Genomic DNA, 13,751 nt, shown 5'->3' with positions numbered 1-13,751 from the left:
TCAGCCCCCTACCTTCGCTTCGCCTTCCGCCTTGCCCTGTCTGGCCGCTTCTTTCGCCAGCAGAGCCAGCTCGTTACGGGTGCCGGGCAGGCTAAGCCAGTGCATGCTACGCCGGAACACGAGGATGGCGACGATCAAAAGGACCAGCTGGACGCCCGCCAGTGCGGTCAGTGCCCAGGCCCAGGAGCCGAACCACTGCGCCAGGCCCCAGCCGGCAAGCGCCAGCAAAGTCAGTCCCAGCGCAACGGCGAAGACGATGGCCGCCAGACCCATGAACAGCATCATGACGATGCCACTGCGGGCCAGGCTGAATTCAGCGCCCGCCAGCGCGATCTGCGCCGCGAACAGGTTCTTCAGACCGACGCCGAGGCGACGGACGTCGTCCGTCCACGCCGGCATGGCGAACCGCGGACCGGCCGGCGCCTCGTCTCCGGGCGCCGGTCCGTCCATGTTTTCTCGCCCCGAGGGACCGTCTTCCAACATGCGTCAAAGCCCCTGCGGGTGGTGGATCAGTTGCGCAGGATACGGCCCGCGAGCCAACCGGCGGCAAGCGCCAGCGCGATCGACTGGACCGGCTTCTCGCGCACGTAATCGCGGGCGGTGTCGAGCCAGTCGTTCGCGGTGTCGACCGCTTCACCATAAGCTTCCTTGCCGCGAAGCTTGGCTTCTTCCGCTTTCTCAGCGGCGCGGGTCGCGCCGTACGCGGCCTTGTCGGTAGCGCTATGCAGCGTGTCTTCCACCTTGTCCGCCGCGCGATCGACGGCATCCTTGGTGCGGTCCACGGCGCTGGAGGTTGCCTGCTTCACCTGCTCGGCACGTGCGTCGATGCGCTCGGCAGCCGAGACGGTGTTCGCGGCGGCAGTCGCGGCGTTGGCGACATGGTCGGCGGGCTTGTTCATGGCATGCATCTCCGGGATAGGCTGGATTTGGGACGGTACGACAAAGAGAGTGAGCGTTGGGTCATTGAGGCGGAGGTGGGCTGTCCGGCCTTTCTCCGCCTCGGACTCGGGAGCGTGTCGCCGATGTACCGGCTTCCACGCGGGTCGCCAGGGCATGGGGTCTCACCCGGTCAGACGCGCGGTCCACGCCCGCGGAAGAACGAAATGATGGCGAGGATCAGGAAGACCACGAAGAGGATCTTCGCGATACCTGCCGCCGTACCCGCGATACCGCCAAAGCCGAAAACGGCGGCGATGATGGCGATGACGAGGAAGACGAGGGCGTAATGCAGCATGGTGGGATTCTCCGGCAGGTAGGACGCGGTGCCATTTAGTCCCGGGAGCTGCGCAGGGCGCGTGAAGCCTGGGGCAACCTGTCAAAAGCCGTTCAGGCTGATGGAATCGGTGATCGACCGGCCGGCTCCGATGGGGGCCGGCCGGTCGGCGACCAGGTCAGGCCTTGACCTTCGGATTCAGTGAGTACGTCCCGGTGATTACCGCTTCACCCACAACGTGCCCCTCGATCACGTCCCGCAGCTCGGCAAGGTTGAACCCTTTCTCGAGCGGGACCGTCTCCACGTCCAGCGCGTAGACGTGGAAGTGATAGTGATGCGGAATGCTGTCGTTCCACGGCGGGCATGGGCCGTCGTAGCCGTGGTAGTGACCCTCCATGTCCCGGTCGCCCTTGAACCAGCCGGTGTAGTCGTTCAGGCCCTGAACCGAACCGGGAGGACCGACCGGATCTTTCTTGCCGCGCGGCACGACGCCCTCACCGCAGGCGCCTTCGCCCAGTTCCCGGCACTCGAGCGGAATGTTCGCCATCAGCCAGTGGACGAACTCGACGCGAGCCAGGTCGCGACGCACTTCGCGGCCCTCGACGTTGACGTCGTCCGGCTTCGAGGGCACATCGGTGTCGATCACCGCGATGGCAAAGGACTTCGCCGTCGACGGCACTTCGGTCCAGGCCAGATGCGGGGTGACGTTGCCGGCCGGCTTGATCGGCTCACCGATCTCCATGAAGGCGAAGTTGGCCGGAATCGGCTTACCGTGTTCGATGCTGTCGCTGGTTAAACGCATGGCGGTTCTCCTGGCTTACGAATTACTTCTTGTAGGTGACGCGATAGATGGCGCCGTTGTCGTCGTCGCTGATCAGCAGGCTGCCATCGGGAAGCGGCTGCACGTCGGCGGGACGGCCGGTGGCGTTCTCACCAGCCAGGAAGCCCTCCACGAGGGGTTCATAGCTGGCCACCTTGTCGCCGTTGAGGCGCACCGTCATCACGCGATAACCCGACTTGGCCGTACGGTTCCACGAACCGTGCTCGGCGACGATGAGTGCGCCCTGGTATGCCGCCGGGAACTGCTTGCCCTGGTAGAAGCGGGCACCCAGCGCGGCGACATGAGCGCCCAACTTAAGCACGGGAGATGTGTAGTCCTTGCAGTTCCTGCCCTTGCCGAAGTCGGGGTCGAGTGTGTCGCCCTGATGGCAGAAGGGGTAGCCGAAATGCTGGCCGGTCTTCGTCACATGGTTGAGTTCATCGCTGGGCAGGTCGTCGCCGAGCATGTCTCGACCGTTGTCGGTGAACCACAGCGTCTTGTCGCTCGGGCGCCAGTCGAAACCCACCGTATTGCGGATGCCGCGCGCCACGACTTCGCTGCCGCTGCCATCCGCGTTCATGCGGCGAAGCTGGGCAAAGCCTTCCGAGTCGCGATCGCAGATATTGCAGGGCGCGCCGACCGGCACATAGAGCTTGTCGTCCGGCCCGAACGCGATGTACTTCCATCCGTGATGCGTTTCCGTGGGCAGCTTGTCGGTGATGACCTCGGGCGCGGGCGGCGCGTCGAGGTGGTTCTCGATGTCGCGCAGCACCACGATCCTGCTGACGGCCGAGATATAGAGGTCACCTTTGTGGAACGCGACGCCGACGGGCAGCTGTAGCCCACTGGCGACGGTGCGTACCTTCTCCACGGTGCCGTCCGCCGCATAACTCACGGCATAGACGCGACCCGCGTCGCGCGAGCCGACGAAGACGGTGTGGTTCGTGCCCACCGCCATCTCACGCGCGTTGGGCACCTTGTCGGTCCACACGGCGATATGAAAACCCGGAGGCAGTTTGAGCGATTCCATCGCCGGCGTGGCGGCGAAAGCGGGGGCGGCGAGGAGGGACAGGGCAAGAACGAGGGCGCTACGCATGGACGGACTCCCGTTGCGGTGATTCAGCCCGCGATGGCGTTGAAGCGGGCCGCGATGTAGTCGTCGGTAAAGCTGGTCATGCTGAAATCGCGGATGAAACCGCAATGTCCGCCATAGTTGGCGATATCGAGCTCGATGTTGGGCGGCAGGCGAAGCTGATGGAAGGCACTCACCGGAATGACGGGATCGTCGCGCGAGGTGAGGATGGTCGCGGGAACGTGCAGGCCCATGAGCCGGTCGCCCGCGACGGAGTAGCCGTCGAGGTAGGCCTCGAGCGAGCCGAAATCCGTATGGCGCAGCACCAGCGAACTGGTCAGGTCGCGCATGTTCTGTTTGAGCTCGTCGAGCTCGAAGTAGGTCTGCTGCGGGAACGCCTCCTGCTTGAGCCGCAGGGAGCGTCGCCACTTGTGCATGAAGTACGCGTTGTAGAACCACGGCGCCTCGCTTTCCAGCGAGAACAGGCCCTCGGCCGGATCGATGATCGGGCAGACCGCCAGCACGTAGTCGATCGGAATGACCTGCTTCGACGCCAGCATGGCGGCGCGAAGTGCGAAGTTGCCGCCCAGGGAGAAACCGGCGACACCGATCACGCGCGAGGGAAACATCCTGGCGATCTCACCCAGCGCTGTCACCACCTCGTCGATGCGGCACGAGTGGAACAGCGCCTCGTTGAGGCCGTGGCTGTCGCCGTGGTCGCGGAAGTTGAGGCGGAAGATGTCCCAGCCGTCTTCGAGCAGGCGGCTGCCGGTCTGCAGGACGTAGGTGGAATCGACGCTGCCTTCCCAGCCGTGGAAAAGAATGGCCAGACCGCGCGACGCGCCACCGGTGGTCTGCGGGGTGTAGCGCCCGCTCAGGCGATCGCCGCTGCCTACGTCGACCAGCACTTCGCGCGCGTCTTCCTGCACCTTGTGCGCCCGTTTGGGCAGCAGGGTGCGACGGATGCCGCTGGAGGAGAGCATGGTCTGGATGTGGCCGCTACGCAGCGGCCACGGCGGATTCAGGTCGACGCCCTTCGGCAGGCTCATGCGGAGGTATCGGTATCCAGGGCCAGCGCGATGCGCTCGCGCGAGGCCTCCGCCATGCGGCGGCGCCCGTCGTCGGATAGCGGCACAGGCTCGAGGAAGTGCACTTCCGCATCCATCGGAGCCTCGCCCAGCAGGCGCAGGATATTGCCCACGAAACTTTCGTCTTCCCGGAAGCCCGCATCGATGATGCGACGACCCTGACGAGCGAAGCGCAGCGCCACCGGCTGTACCGGCACCCCGGCGTCGAGCGCCGCCTGGAAGATGCGGGCATGGAAGACGCGAAGCACGCCGTTGTGGCCCGTGCCGCCTTCGGGGAACACGGCGACCGCGCGCCCTTCGCGCAGGCGCTCCACCATCACCGCCATCACCGAGGCCAGCGAGTGGTTATTGCCGCGACGGTGAAAGATCGTGCCGCCACGGGCGGCCATCCAGCCGACGAGCGGCCAGCCGGCGATTTCCGCCTTGGCCACGAAGCAGGCGGCACGCTGCGAATGAAGCAGCACGATGTCCAGCCACGACGTGTGGTTGGCCACGAACAGGACCGGATCGGGCAACGGCGTACCGATGCGGACGCTGCGCAGGCCGAAGATGCGCAGGAGCAGGGTCGACCACAGGCGGATCGCGCGATGCGCGAACGGCTCCTTGCCGTCCTTCATGACACCGCGCGACCAGCTAAGGATGCCGGCACAGATGACGATGGCGAAGAGGACGTGGAGCAACAGCAAGGGTATCCGCCACACATAGCGCAGCGGACGCAAACGGTCGCGGGGTGTCGGATTGGCGGTGGCGGCTTCCATCAAGCACACAAGATTAACGACCGGCGAACCCTGCCGCTAGAGGACATTGTCTTTCTCGTTACGCCACGCGGGCTTGCCTCAGGCTAGCTTGAGACATTTCCTAGTGGAAGGGCCGTCGAAGCCTTCACCGTGCGCAGGACGAAGCTGGTATTCACGTCGGCCACGCCCGAGGCGTTGAGCAGACGATCCAAAAGAAATTGCGAAAAGCCGTCCAGATCGGCCACGTAGACCTGGAGCAGGTAATCCATGTCGCCCGTCAGGGCATAGCAGGCGACCACCTCCTCCCAGCCGGCCACCGACTCGGTGAACGCGTCGATGGCGGGCGACTCGTGCCGGGAAAGCTGCACCCGGACGAAGGCCTGCAGACCCAGCCCGACCGCCCGGGGCTCCAGCCGCGCGCCGTACCCACCGATCACGCCATCCGTCTCGAGCTTCTGGACACGGCGCAGGCAGGCCGACGGCGACAGGTTCACCTCGGCCGCCAGATCGGCATTGCTCATACGGCCGCTGGACTGAAGGGTCGCGAGGATACGGAGATCGGTGCGATCGAGCGTGGACTGCATGATTATTTCTCGTGATCGATCTTATACGCATGAATATTGCGCTCAACTGTCGGCTTGGCGCAATAACACAAGCTCATTGCGCCGGTTCGGCGCTAAGCTGTTGTTTCACTCAGGCAAGCGTTCAAGGAGATCCCCATGGAAAGCCCCCGCCGCGTCGAGCATCAGCAGACCGACCGCGGATACGTGCCCGTCTACGCGACCGGCATCGTGGAGCAACCGTGGGCGAGCTACTCGAAGACCGATCATGAGGTCTGGGACACACTCTATCGGCGCCAGCGCGACCTGCTGCCCGCGTACGCCTGCAAGGAATTTCTCGACGGCGTCGAGCGTTTCGGCTTTGGCGACGGCGGCATTCCCCGCTTCGAGGATCTGAACAAGGTGCTGGGCGAGGCCACCGGCTGGGAGATCGTCGCCGTGGAAGGCCTGCTGCCGGACGAGGTGTTCTTCGACCACCTGGCCAACCGCCGTTTCCCGGTCAGCTGGTGGATCCGCCGGCCGGACCAGCTGGACTACCTGTCCGAGCCGGATCTGTTCCACGACCTCTTCGGCCATGTGCCCCTCCTGCTCAACCCGGTCTTCGCCGATTACATGCAGGCCTACGGCAAGGGCGGTATGAAGGCCTACGCGATCGGCCCCGAGGCGCTGATGAACCTCACGCGCCTGTACTGGTACACGGTGGAATTCGGCCTGATACGCACCGAAGCCGGCCTGCGCATCTACGGCGCCGGTATCGTCAGCTCCAAGGGCGAGTCGATCTACTCGATCGACTCCGCATCGCCAAACCGGGTCGGCTTCGACCTCGAGCGGGTGATGAACACCCGGTACCGGATCGACTCCTACCAGCAGACGTACTTCGTCATCGACGACTTCGCCCAGCTGTTCGAGGCGACCGGTCCGGACTTCACGCCGATCTATGCCCGCCTGGCCGACGGCACCGCCGTGGCGGCGTCCGATGTCGTCCCGACGGACAAAATTTTCAATATCGGCACCCGCGAAGGCTTCGTTTCCGGCGGAGATAACTGAGCCTCAACGGCGCCCTAACGAATCGCCCCTTAGGATGGACGCACGTTCAGTCAACAGGGTGGGTTCATTGTGGTCGTCTTCGATATTCCGTTCGAGTCCGTCGGTCCGGGCCTCTGGGTGCTCCAGAAGAATGAGAATGAATATGCCGAGTTCTGTTCCCGCGAGGATGCCCTCGAGTGCGCGCTGGCTGAGGCCCGTCGTATCGAGGCACTGAACGCGGCGTCGGACATCGTGTTGAACATCGAAGGCAACGACGGCGTGTGGCGGGCATTCGACACATCGATCCGGCCTTACGCGTGCCGCATGCAGGCGGCCTGATCCGCCGGATAAACGAGCAGGATTCCCTGACGGGCAGGTTGGCGTAAGAGCTGCCCTGCCCTTTTTCTTTGCGCGGACAAAATAAAACCCCGGCAGCCAGGGGAGGAGCTGCCGGGGTCGCGTCGGGTCCAGGCTATCAGGGGAAATAGCGGGACCCGGGACAGATGGCCAATGAAACGCGGCGTCTGCCAACAGGTCGCCTCTCGGCGATCGAATACTTAGATAAGGGCTTCGCCGTGAAGTTCCCGTATCACGGGGTGGTCGTGTTTGGGGTCTGTTTAACTTCGGCCGCCGTGGCGTGGTCGGCAAGCCAGGGACCCACTTGCGCGACCCAGAGCGCATAGCCCTTCGGATTCATGTGCAGCCCGTCTTCGATGAAGAGATCCGGCTTGGGCTGGCCCTGCGCGTCGATCATCGCGGGCGCCACGTCCAGAAAAGCCACGTTCTTCTGCGCCATGGCCCAGGTGCTGATCAGTTTGTTGGCGGCGTTGATGCTGGGCAGCAGGTTGACCCGGGCGACGCTGGGCTTGATCGAGATGAAGGCGATCGGGACGTTGGGCTGCGCGGCGCGCACCCTGGTCACGAAGGCGGCGAAATCGTCACGCACCTGTTCCGGGGTGTCGCCGCCCTGCAGGTCGTTGTCGCCGGCGTAGACCACGATGGCCGCGGGCTTGTACGGAAGCACGATGCGATCGGCGAAGGCGGTCGAGTCGTCCATGTCCGAGCCGCCGAAGCCGCGGTTGATCACGCGGTAGTGCGGGAAATCGGAGGCCAGGCTCTTCCAGAAGCGGATCGACGAACTGCCGACGAACAGCACGGCGTTGGCCGGCGGAGGACTGGCTTTGTCCGAGGCCTCGAAGGCCTGGATGTCGGCTTCCCACCGGCTGTGGTCGGGATCTTTGGCGTGTGCGCCGAAGGACAGGACGAGGAAGGTAAGGAGGATCGTCAGGCGTTTCATCCGGACGACCGTAACCGCTCAGGCCTCCGGGGGCAAACCGGGACGATCCACCGCGGTGACCTTCAGCACCGCTTCGATGCGCTGGCCGTTCCATCGATAGATGAAATGTTCGGCCTGCACGCAGGGCGCGATCAGGTCGGGGAAGAACACCGCGACGCACTCCCCGCCCGGGTGGCGCGCGCTGTCGTAAACGATGCCGTTGGAGCCCTCATCGCGCAGGGTCCGGGCGAGCTTGACGCTGGCCAGATAGGAGTCCGGATCGTGCTCGGCGGCCCAGCCCCCGCGGATATCGTGCAGGCGTCCCGCGATCGAGGTGCTGTAGCACCGCACCTGCACGTCGGTGGGCGGTTCCCGCGTCGCCGCCAGGAAGGCTTCGCGGTGGTAGACCGTCTCTTCGATCGCGGTGGCGATGGTATGCGCCGCATAGAACACGCCCCAGTGACCATCGGAGAAGCGGCTGCCCTCAGGCGGAATGTGGGTGAACGCGGCCATGATCGGTGTCGTGCCGGGGCCGGAGACGCGCCGGTCGGGCGGCAGCATGCTCAGCGCGCCCATTTCCTCGCGCAGGCGGGGGTTGGTCATCGACTCGATCGCCATGACGGCATCGATGTCCCTGGGATCGGCGATACGGTCGAACAGTCCCACCGGGGGAAAACGGCTGGGGACAATGCGGTAGGCGTGGGTCCAGCGAATCCGCCGCGACGGCGGTGCCGTCGTCATCCGTTCCAGCCGCGCTGCGCGTCCAGGTACTGACGGACGACATAGAGGTCGGCGACGTTGCCCGAGAGCATGCGATCCAGCGCCGAGTGGCCGCCGAACAGCGGCGCCGTGTTGGGCTTGCGCACCCAGGCATCCGCCTGGCCGGGGTCGGGGAAAAGAATCTGGAGGTCCTTCCAGATGCCAAGCAGGTAGCTGATGCGCTCCACGACGTCCCTCGAGGGGGTTCCGTCCTGGAGCTTCTTCCATTTGAAGTACGTGGACTCCGGGGGGTCGCCCAATAGCGTGCGCTGCTCGGCGCCGCGGAGTTTCCAGCGCTCCGCGAGGGCGAAGAAGGCGCGCAAGGCCGGCCCGCCGAGATCATGGGCGTAACCGGGTTCGACGTGGATGGCTGGCTGCATCGACGGCTCCACCTGTGGACTTGTGATGCAGTCTACTCCATTTGTGGAGCTTTTCGTATACGGGCCGCCGTCGGCAGGGCTGGCTTTTACCTGAGCGCCGTGGAACCGCTCATTTCCTGGACTCAATCCACGCGTCGACATGCTGCTCCAGCACCGGCAGCGGCACCGATCCCAGCGCCAGCACCGTGTCGTGGAAGGCCCGCAGGTCGAACTTCTCGCCCAGCTCCTTCTCCGCCTTCTCACGCAACGCGCGGATCTTCAGGTAGCCCAACTCATACGACAGCGCCTGTCCCGGCCAGCTGATGTAGCGGTCGACCTCGTTGGCGATCTCGCGCTGGCTCAGCGCCGTATTGACAGTGAGGTAGTCGATCGCCTGCTGACGCGTCCAGCCGAGATGGTGGATGCCGGTATCGACGACGAGGCGACAGGCACGCCACATCTGATACGTAAGAAACCCGAAGCGCTCGTAAGGCGTGTGGTAGATGCCCATCTCCTCGCCCAGGTATTCCGAGTACAGCGCCCAGCCCTCGCCATAGGCGGAGATGTAACCGTCGCGACGGAAGTCGGGCAGACCCTGCTGCTCGGCCGAAAGAGCCAGTTGCAACGCGTGCCCGGGCATCGACTCATGCAGCGTCAGCGCCGGCATGTTGAACAGCGGACGGGATGGCAGGTCGTAGGTATTCACGAGGTACGTATCCGGGCCGCCGCGGCCGGACGTGTAGTAAGGCGCGATATCCGCAGGCACCGGTTCGATGGCGAAGCGCTGGCGCGGTAACAGGCCGAAGTACTTGCCGAGCTTCGCGTCGACCTGCTTGGCCACCCAGGCCGTGCGCATCAACAATTCGTCGGGCGTCTTCGCATAGAACTGCGGATCGCTGCGCAGGAAAGCGAGGAAGGCCGGAAAATCGCCCTTGAACCCGGTCTCCTTCATCGTGGCGACCATCTCCTTGTGGAGGCGGTCGACCTCGCGCAGGCCGATGGCGTGGATGGCATCGGGTGTCAGGTCCAGAGTCGTGTATTCGAGGATCTGCTGCCGGTAATAGGCCTTACCGTCGGGCAGCGACTCGGCCGCCAGGGTCGGGCGCGCCCCGGGGACGTACTCGTTGCGGAAGAACGTCAGCAGCTTGCCGTAGGAGGGAATCACATCCTCGGCGATGACCTTGCGTGCCTCGGCACGCAACAGGTCGGCGTCCCTGGCGGGAAGGGTCTTCGGCAGCGACCTGAACGGACCGTAGAGTGCACTGTCTTCAGGGTTCTTCAGTTCGGCGACGGCGGCGATCGATACATCGCGTCCATTGAGCACCTCGCGCGGGACGGTGAAACCGCGCGCCAGGCCCAGACGCATGTTGTCGATCTCCTGGTCCATATAGGCCGGGATCTGGCGCAGGCGATCGATGTACTTCCGATAATCGTCGCGCGTGCGCAGGTCGTCGCCGTGAAGCACGTAGCCGATGTCGGACCAGAAGGCCGAGTCGCTGTTGAACGGCATCTGCCACTGCTGGAAGCGCTGGGCAGCCGCGAGGTTGGCGATCTGCGCGCGGTAAACGGCGTAGTCCACACGAACCGTGCCGCTCAGCGAGGCCGGATCGATGCGACCCAGCTGCGCCAGCACGTCGTTCCAGTAGGCGAGGCGCCTGGCCTGGCTGGCGGCGTCCACCGTATCCAGGCGGCCCTCGCCGGGCTGCGCTTCGCCCGAGGTCAGGATGCCCGCCTGCCCGCTACGCCATGCCCATTCCTTCGTGTAGATCGCCTTGAAGGCGTCATCGGTCGGTGTGGCGGCATGGGCGGTACCGGCGACGAGGCCGGCGAAGGCGATGGCGCGAATCCAGGGGGACATGCGGGCTCCGTAGGGGGACGGGTAAACCCCGATCATCGCATCCGGACCACCGAACCCGAAAACTATTCCAGGCCGGCGTAGTGCGTGCGCATGGTGTCGAGGTAAGCCCTGATGTCCCGCCCCGGTGCATCGACGAAGGTTTCTCCCGAATCCCGGCAACCCACGATGCGATCCGGGCGGAAGTTGCGGAAGGCCTGACGATGCCGGCACCAGGTGCCCAGCGTCCATGCGCCACCCCAGAACGACAGGCACAACGGTTCGACCTCACGCGTGCTCGCGCGCCCTTCCGCGTCGCTGTAGTCGAGGCAGAGCACGCGATGCGCGAGCACGGCCTCGTGCAGGCGATCGAGCATGGCCGCCACCTCGTTCTGGAACGTATCGCGCCAGATGGGGGCGAAGATGCGCGACTGTGCCGAGCGCTCGCGCAGGTCCGGGGGGAGCACGGCCTCGATCTTGATCATGGCGGCCTGCGCCTCGCGCGCCAGCCGCTCGCCGGCGAACGCGCGGACGAAGCGCGTACCGGCAACGAGTGCTTCGAGTTCGTCGGCGGAGAACATCAGCGGCGGGATGTCCGAGCCTTTGCGCAGGACATAGCCGACGCCGGCCTCGCCCTCGATGGGAACACCGGAAAGCTGCAGGTCCGCCACGTCGCGGTAGACCGTGCGTAGCGAGACCTCGAGTGTGGCGGCCAGCTGGCGCGCGGGCAGCGCGGTGCGCCGCCCGCGCAGGGCGTTGATGATGAGGAACAGACGGTCGGCGCGGCGCATACCCGGATCATCGCCTGCTGCGCGTGGCGCGGAAAGCGGCAGTGGTCATGCCCGTGCATCGTCCCGCGCTCAGGCGGCGGCCAGCGTCTGGGCTTTGGCCAGCGCCGCGTCCTGCGCGGCGGCGCGAACCACCGCCGGACGCGCCATCACGCGGGCCACGTAGGCCTCGAAGACATCCCGACGCGGCACCAGGCCGAAACCCATCGTCCAGGTCAGCGCGCTGGCCCAGAGGATGTCGGCGGCGGTGAAGCGGTCGCCGAACATCCAGGGGCCTTGCGCGAGCTGGGCCTCCAGGAGGTCCATGACGGTGTCGAAGTCACCGTAGGGCGACTGCATCGCCGGCATCGGAACGTTTTTCGCCCAGCGATCGACGACGGCGGGCTCGAAGCACGAACCGTAGAAGGCGAGCCAGCGCAGGTAGGGGCCGCGCAGCGCATCGTCGAACGCGGGCGCCAGTCCGGCCTCGGGATAGAGATCGGCGAGGTAGGTGAAGATCGCCGGGCGTTCGGTCACGAGACCACCGCGGTGTTCGATCGCGGGCACCTTGCCCATCGGGTTGATTTTCAGATACGCGGGAAGGCGCTGCTCACCCTCGACCAGGTTCATCACGTGCAGGTCGTACTGCGCACCCAGTTCCTCCAGCAGCATGAGGACGCTGCCCGACCGGCTGTTGGGGGCATGGTGGAAAACGACGCGATTCGGGTTCATGCGGTGAAGCTTCCTTTCGGGTGGCGGAGACTGTAGGAGCGCGCCTTGCGCGCGATGCTTCCGGAGACGGGAGCAGGGTCACGGCCGGCGCGGCCTGCGGCAGGCTTTTCGCGCGCGGGGCGCGCTCCTACGGGTGTCGGCGAGGTTGCCGGCGATCTTTCATCGGGGGTGAAACGGTATTGCCCGTCCATCAGCAGTCCCCGCTTGCCCAGCGGCGCATACAGCTCGGCGAGACGATCCATAAATCGATTCATGACGCGTTCCCTCCCCGGTTCGGCGGTGAAGGGACAGTCTGCGCGGGGCCTGCTGACAACGTTCTGTCAGCAGCCCTCTGGCGTCGTTCACGCCACACCCGGACAATGCATGGTTTCGCGCCTGAGTCCGTCCGAATGACGAAACCGATTTCGCTGATCCAGTTCCTCATCGAAGAAAAGCGCGAGGGGCATATCAACGCCCAGCTCAGCCTGCTGATCGAGGTCGTCGCCCGCGCGTGCAAGCGCATCTCCGTCGCCACCGGCAAGGGTGCCCTCGGCGGCGTGCTCGGCAATGCGGGTTCGGACAACGTCCAGGGCGAGGCCCAGAAGAAGCTCGACGTCATCTCCAACGAGATCCTCCTCGAAGCCAACGCCTGGGGCGGTCACCTCGCGGCGTGCGCGTCCGAGGAAATGGAAGATCCGCAGCCGATTCCGGACGCCTACCCCAAGGGCAACCACCTGCTGTTGTTCGATCCGCTCGACGGCTCTTCCAACATCGACGTCAACGTCTCGGTCGGCACGATCTTCTCCGTGCTCCGCTGCCCGGATGGCGTCACCGAACCCAAGGCGGCCGATTTCCTGCAGCCGGGGACGGAACAGGTCGCCGCCGGTTACGTGGTCTACGGCCCGTGCACGCTGCTGGTGCTGACCTTCGGTCACGGCGTGCATGAGTTCACGCTGGACCGCGAACACGGCAGTTTCGTGCTCACCCGTCGCGGCATCACCATTCCCGCCGAAACGGCCGAGTTCGCGATCAACATGGCGAACCAGCGCCACTGGGAAGCGCCGATGCAGCGTTACATCGGTGAACTGCTGGCAGGCTCGACCGGCCCGCGCGGGCGGGATTTCAACATGCGCTGGGTGGCCTCGATGGTCGCCGACGTGCATCGCATCATCACCCGCGGCGGTGTCTTCATCTATCCGCTGGACGCGAAGATCACCGGCCACGGTGGCACCGGCAAGCTGCGCCTGATGTACGAAGCCAACCCCATGGCGTTCATCGTCGAGCAGGCCGGCGGCGCCGCCACCACCGGCCGCGAGCGCATCATGGACCTGCAGCCCACGGCGCTTCACCAGCGTGTGCCCGTGTTTCTGGGTTCGAAGAACGAAATCGACGTGGCGACCCGCTACCACCTCGACGCGGACCACACCCGCGACTGATCGACCGCCGGGCGGCGCACACGCGCTGCCCGGTTTTAGCCATCCGTCCGTCATCCGGCCGCCGCCGGCGTGCCCGATGATCCGCCTGCCCTT

General features: G+C 65.4%; 18 protein-coding genes. 3 read left to right on the top strand and 15 right to left on the bottom strand.

From position 1 onward, the window contains the following. The 8 genes from B5X73_RS07780 to B5X73_RS07745 form a co-directional block, all read right to left on the bottom strand. Entirely contained in the window at positions 1–483 is a 483-nt protein-coding gene (locus tag B5X73_RS07780; protein ID WP_090353264.1) for a hypothetical protein, read from the bottom strand. 26 nt (positions 484–509) lie between these two features. Next, positions 510–899 (bottom strand): DUF883 family protein, encoded by a 390-nt coding sequence (locus tag B5X73_RS07775; protein ID WP_036109244.1) that lies wholly within the window; start codon positions 897–899, stop codon positions 510–512. A gap of 170 nt (positions 900–1,069) precedes the next feature. Next, complete coding sequence (locus B5X73_RS07770; RefSeq protein ID WP_036109241.1) at positions 1,070–1,234, bottom strand: DUF1328 domain-containing protein; 165 nt, start codon at positions 1,232–1,234, stop codon at positions 1,070–1,072. Between the two features lie 157 nt (positions 1,235–1,391). After that, positions 1,392–2,015, bottom strand: coding sequence for a YbhB/YbcL family Raf kinase inhibitor-like protein (locus tag B5X73_RS07765; RefSeq protein ID WP_079521207.1), 624 nt, complete (start codon positions 2,013–2,015; stop codon positions 1,392–1,394). A 22-nt stretch (positions 2,016–2,037) separates the two neighbouring features. Further along, complete coding sequence (locus B5X73_RS07760; RefSeq protein ID WP_079521206.1) at positions 2,038–3,129, bottom strand: PQQ-dependent sugar dehydrogenase; 1,092 nt, start codon at positions 3,127–3,129, stop codon at positions 2,038–2,040. A gap of 23 nt (positions 3,130–3,152) precedes the next feature. Continuing rightward, entirely contained in the window at positions 3,153–4,154 is a 1,002-nt protein-coding gene (locus B5X73_RS07755; protein ID WP_079521205.1) for a YheT family hydrolase, read from the bottom strand. After that, entirely contained in the window at positions 4,151–4,951 is an 801-nt protein-coding gene (locus B5X73_RS07750; RefSeq protein WP_036109236.1) for a lysophospholipid acyltransferase family protein, read from the bottom strand. The genes B5X73_RS07755 and B5X73_RS07750 overlap by 4 nt, the downstream gene beginning before the upstream one ends. An 83-nt stretch (positions 4,952–5,034) precedes the next feature. After that, complete coding sequence (locus tag B5X73_RS07745; RefSeq protein ID WP_079521204.1) at positions 5,035–5,514, bottom strand: Lrp/AsnC family transcriptional regulator; 480 nt, start codon at positions 5,512–5,514, stop codon at positions 5,035–5,037. A 135-nt stretch (positions 5,515–5,649) separates the two neighbouring features. Between B5X73_RS07745 and phhA the strand changes: the two genes are divergently transcribed. Further along, positions 5,650–6,537, top strand: coding sequence for a phenylalanine 4-monooxygenase (phhA, locus tag B5X73_RS07740; RefSeq protein WP_079521203.1), 888 nt, complete (start codon positions 5,650–5,652; stop codon positions 6,535–6,537). A gap of 69 nt (positions 6,538–6,606) precedes the next feature. Beyond that, positions 6,607–6,855, top strand: coding sequence for a hypothetical protein (locus tag B5X73_RS07735; protein WP_036109231.1), 249 nt, complete (start codon positions 6,607–6,609; stop codon positions 6,853–6,855). A gap of 250 nt (positions 6,856–7,105) precedes the next feature. Here the strand turns inward: B5X73_RS07735 and B5X73_RS07730 are convergent, their stop codons facing one another. From B5X73_RS07730 to B5X73_RS07700, 7 genes are all read right to left on the bottom strand, one after another. Then, a complete protein-coding gene (locus B5X73_RS07730; protein WP_079521202.1) occupies positions 7,106–7,813 on the bottom strand; it encodes an SGNH/GDSL hydrolase family protein in 708 nt (235 codons plus the stop codon). Between the two features lie 18 nt (positions 7,814–7,831). Then, positions 7,832–8,533 carry an RES family NAD+ phosphorylase gene (locus B5X73_RS07725; protein ID WP_079521201.1) on the bottom strand — a complete coding sequence of 234 codons (702 nt, stop codon included), beginning with the start codon at positions 8,531–8,533 and terminating at the stop codon, positions 7,832–7,834. Next, on the bottom strand, positions 8,530–8,931 hold the full coding sequence (locus B5X73_RS07720) for an MbcA/ParS/Xre antitoxin family protein (protein ID WP_043696663.1): 402 nt from the start codon (positions 8,929–8,931) through the stop codon (positions 8,530–8,532). The genes B5X73_RS07725 and B5X73_RS07720 overlap by 4 nt, the downstream gene beginning before the upstream one ends. Positions 8,932–9,040: 109 nt before the next feature. Beyond that, positions 9,041–10,768: a DUF885 domain-containing protein gene (locus tag B5X73_RS07715; protein ID WP_079521200.1), complete on the bottom strand. Its 1,728-nt coding sequence runs from the start codon at positions 10,766–10,768 to the stop codon at positions 9,041–9,043. Between the two features lie 62 nt (positions 10,769–10,830). After that, positions 10,831–11,535 carry a helix-turn-helix transcriptional regulator gene (locus B5X73_RS07710; RefSeq protein WP_036109223.1) on the bottom strand — a complete coding sequence of 235 codons (705 nt, stop codon included), beginning with the start codon at positions 11,533–11,535 and terminating at the stop codon, positions 10,831–10,833. 69 nt (positions 11,536–11,604) lie between these two features. Continuing rightward, positions 11,605–12,243, bottom strand: coding sequence for a glutathione S-transferase family protein (locus tag B5X73_RS07705; RefSeq protein ID WP_043696666.1), 639 nt, complete (start codon positions 12,241–12,243; stop codon positions 11,605–11,607). Next, positions 12,240–12,497, bottom strand: a complete 258-nt coding sequence (locus B5X73_RS07700; protein WP_139382700.1) for a hypothetical protein — start codon at positions 12,495–12,497, stop codon at positions 12,240–12,242. Before B5X73_RS07700 ends, B5X73_RS07705 begins: the two co-directional genes overlap by 4 nt. A 135-nt stretch (positions 12,498–12,632) precedes the next feature. Between B5X73_RS07700 and B5X73_RS07695 the strand changes: the two genes are divergently transcribed. Then, positions 12,633–13,658, top strand: coding sequence for a class 1 fructose-bisphosphatase (locus B5X73_RS07695; protein WP_043696669.1), 1,026 nt, complete (start codon positions 12,633–12,635; stop codon positions 13,656–13,658). Positions 13,659–13,751 lie beyond the last annotated feature (93 nt).

This window comes from Luteibacter sp. 22Crub2.1, from assembly GCF_900167995.1.
GTDB classification, from domain to species: Bacteria; Pseudomonadota; Gammaproteobacteria; order Xanthomonadales; family Rhodanobacteraceae; genus Luteibacter; species Luteibacter mycovicinus.
Note: the sequence above shows the minus strand (reverse complement) of the source record. Positions and strands in the feature narration are given on the sequence as shown.

Excerpts from the sequence above, each read along its gene's own strand:
- B5X73_RS07750 (WP_036109236.1), bottom strand. The coding sequence starts at position 4,951 with ATGGAAGCCGCCACCGCCAATCCGACACCCCGCGACCGTTTGCGTCCG.
- B5X73_RS07765 (WP_079521207.1), bottom strand. The coding sequence starts at position 2,015 with ATGCGTTTAACCAGCGACAGCATCGAACACGGTAAGCCGATTCCGGCC.
- B5X73_RS07725 (WP_079521201.1), bottom strand. The coding sequence starts at position 8,533 with ATGACGACGGCACCGCCGTCGCGGCGGATTCGCTGGACCCACGCCTAC.
- B5X73_RS07755 (WP_079521205.1), bottom strand. The coding sequence starts at position 4,154 with ATGAGCCTGCCGAAGGGCGTCGACCTGAATCCGCCGTGGCCGCTGCGT.
- B5X73_RS07775 (WP_036109244.1), bottom strand. The coding sequence starts at position 899 with ATGAACAAGCCCGCCGACCATGTCGCCAACGCCGCGACTGCCGCCGCG.
- B5X73_RS07730 (WP_079521202.1), bottom strand. The coding sequence starts at position 7,813 with ATGAAACGCCTGACGATCCTCCTTACCTTCCTCGTCCTGTCCTTCGGC.
- B5X73_RS07715 (WP_079521200.1), bottom strand. The coding sequence starts at position 10,768 with ATGTCCCCCTGGATTCGCGCCATCGCCTTCGCCGGCCTCGTCGCCGGT.
- B5X73_RS07745 (WP_079521204.1), bottom strand. The coding sequence starts at position 5,514 with ATGCAGTCCACGCTCGATCGCACCGATCTCCGTATCCTCGCGACCCTT.
- B5X73_RS07705 (WP_043696666.1), bottom strand. The coding sequence starts at position 12,243 with ATGAACCCGAATCGCGTCGTTTTCCACCATGCCCCCAACAGCCGGTCG.
- B5X73_RS07695 (WP_043696669.1), top strand. The coding sequence starts at position 12,633 with ATGACGAAACCGATTTCGCTGATCCAGTTCCTCATCGAAGAAAAGCGC.
- B5X73_RS07720 (WP_043696663.1), bottom strand. The coding sequence starts at position 8,931 with ATGCAGCCAGCCATCCACGTCGAACCCGGTTACGCCCATGATCTCGGC.
- B5X73_RS07710 (WP_036109223.1), bottom strand. The coding sequence starts at position 11,535 with ATGCGCCGCGCCGACCGTCTGTTCCTCATCATCAACGCCCTGCGCGGG.
- B5X73_RS07770 (WP_036109241.1), bottom strand. The coding sequence starts at position 1,234 with ATGCTGCATTACGCCCTCGTCTTCCTCGTCATCGCCATCATCGCCGCC.
- B5X73_RS07780 (WP_090353264.1), bottom strand. The coding sequence starts at position 483 with ATGTTGGAAGACGGTCCCTCGGGGCGAGAAAACATGGACGGACCGGCG.
- phhA (WP_079521203.1), top strand. The coding sequence starts at position 5,650 with ATGGAAAGCCCCCGCCGCGTCGAGCATCAGCAGACCGACCGCGGATAC.
- B5X73_RS07760 (WP_079521206.1), bottom strand. The coding sequence starts at position 3,129 with ATGCGTAGCGCCCTCGTTCTTGCCCTGTCCCTCCTCGCCGCCCCCGCT.
- B5X73_RS07700 (WP_139382700.1), bottom strand. The coding sequence starts at position 12,497 with ATGAATCGATTTATGGATCGTCTCGCCGAGCTGTATGCGCCGCTGGGC.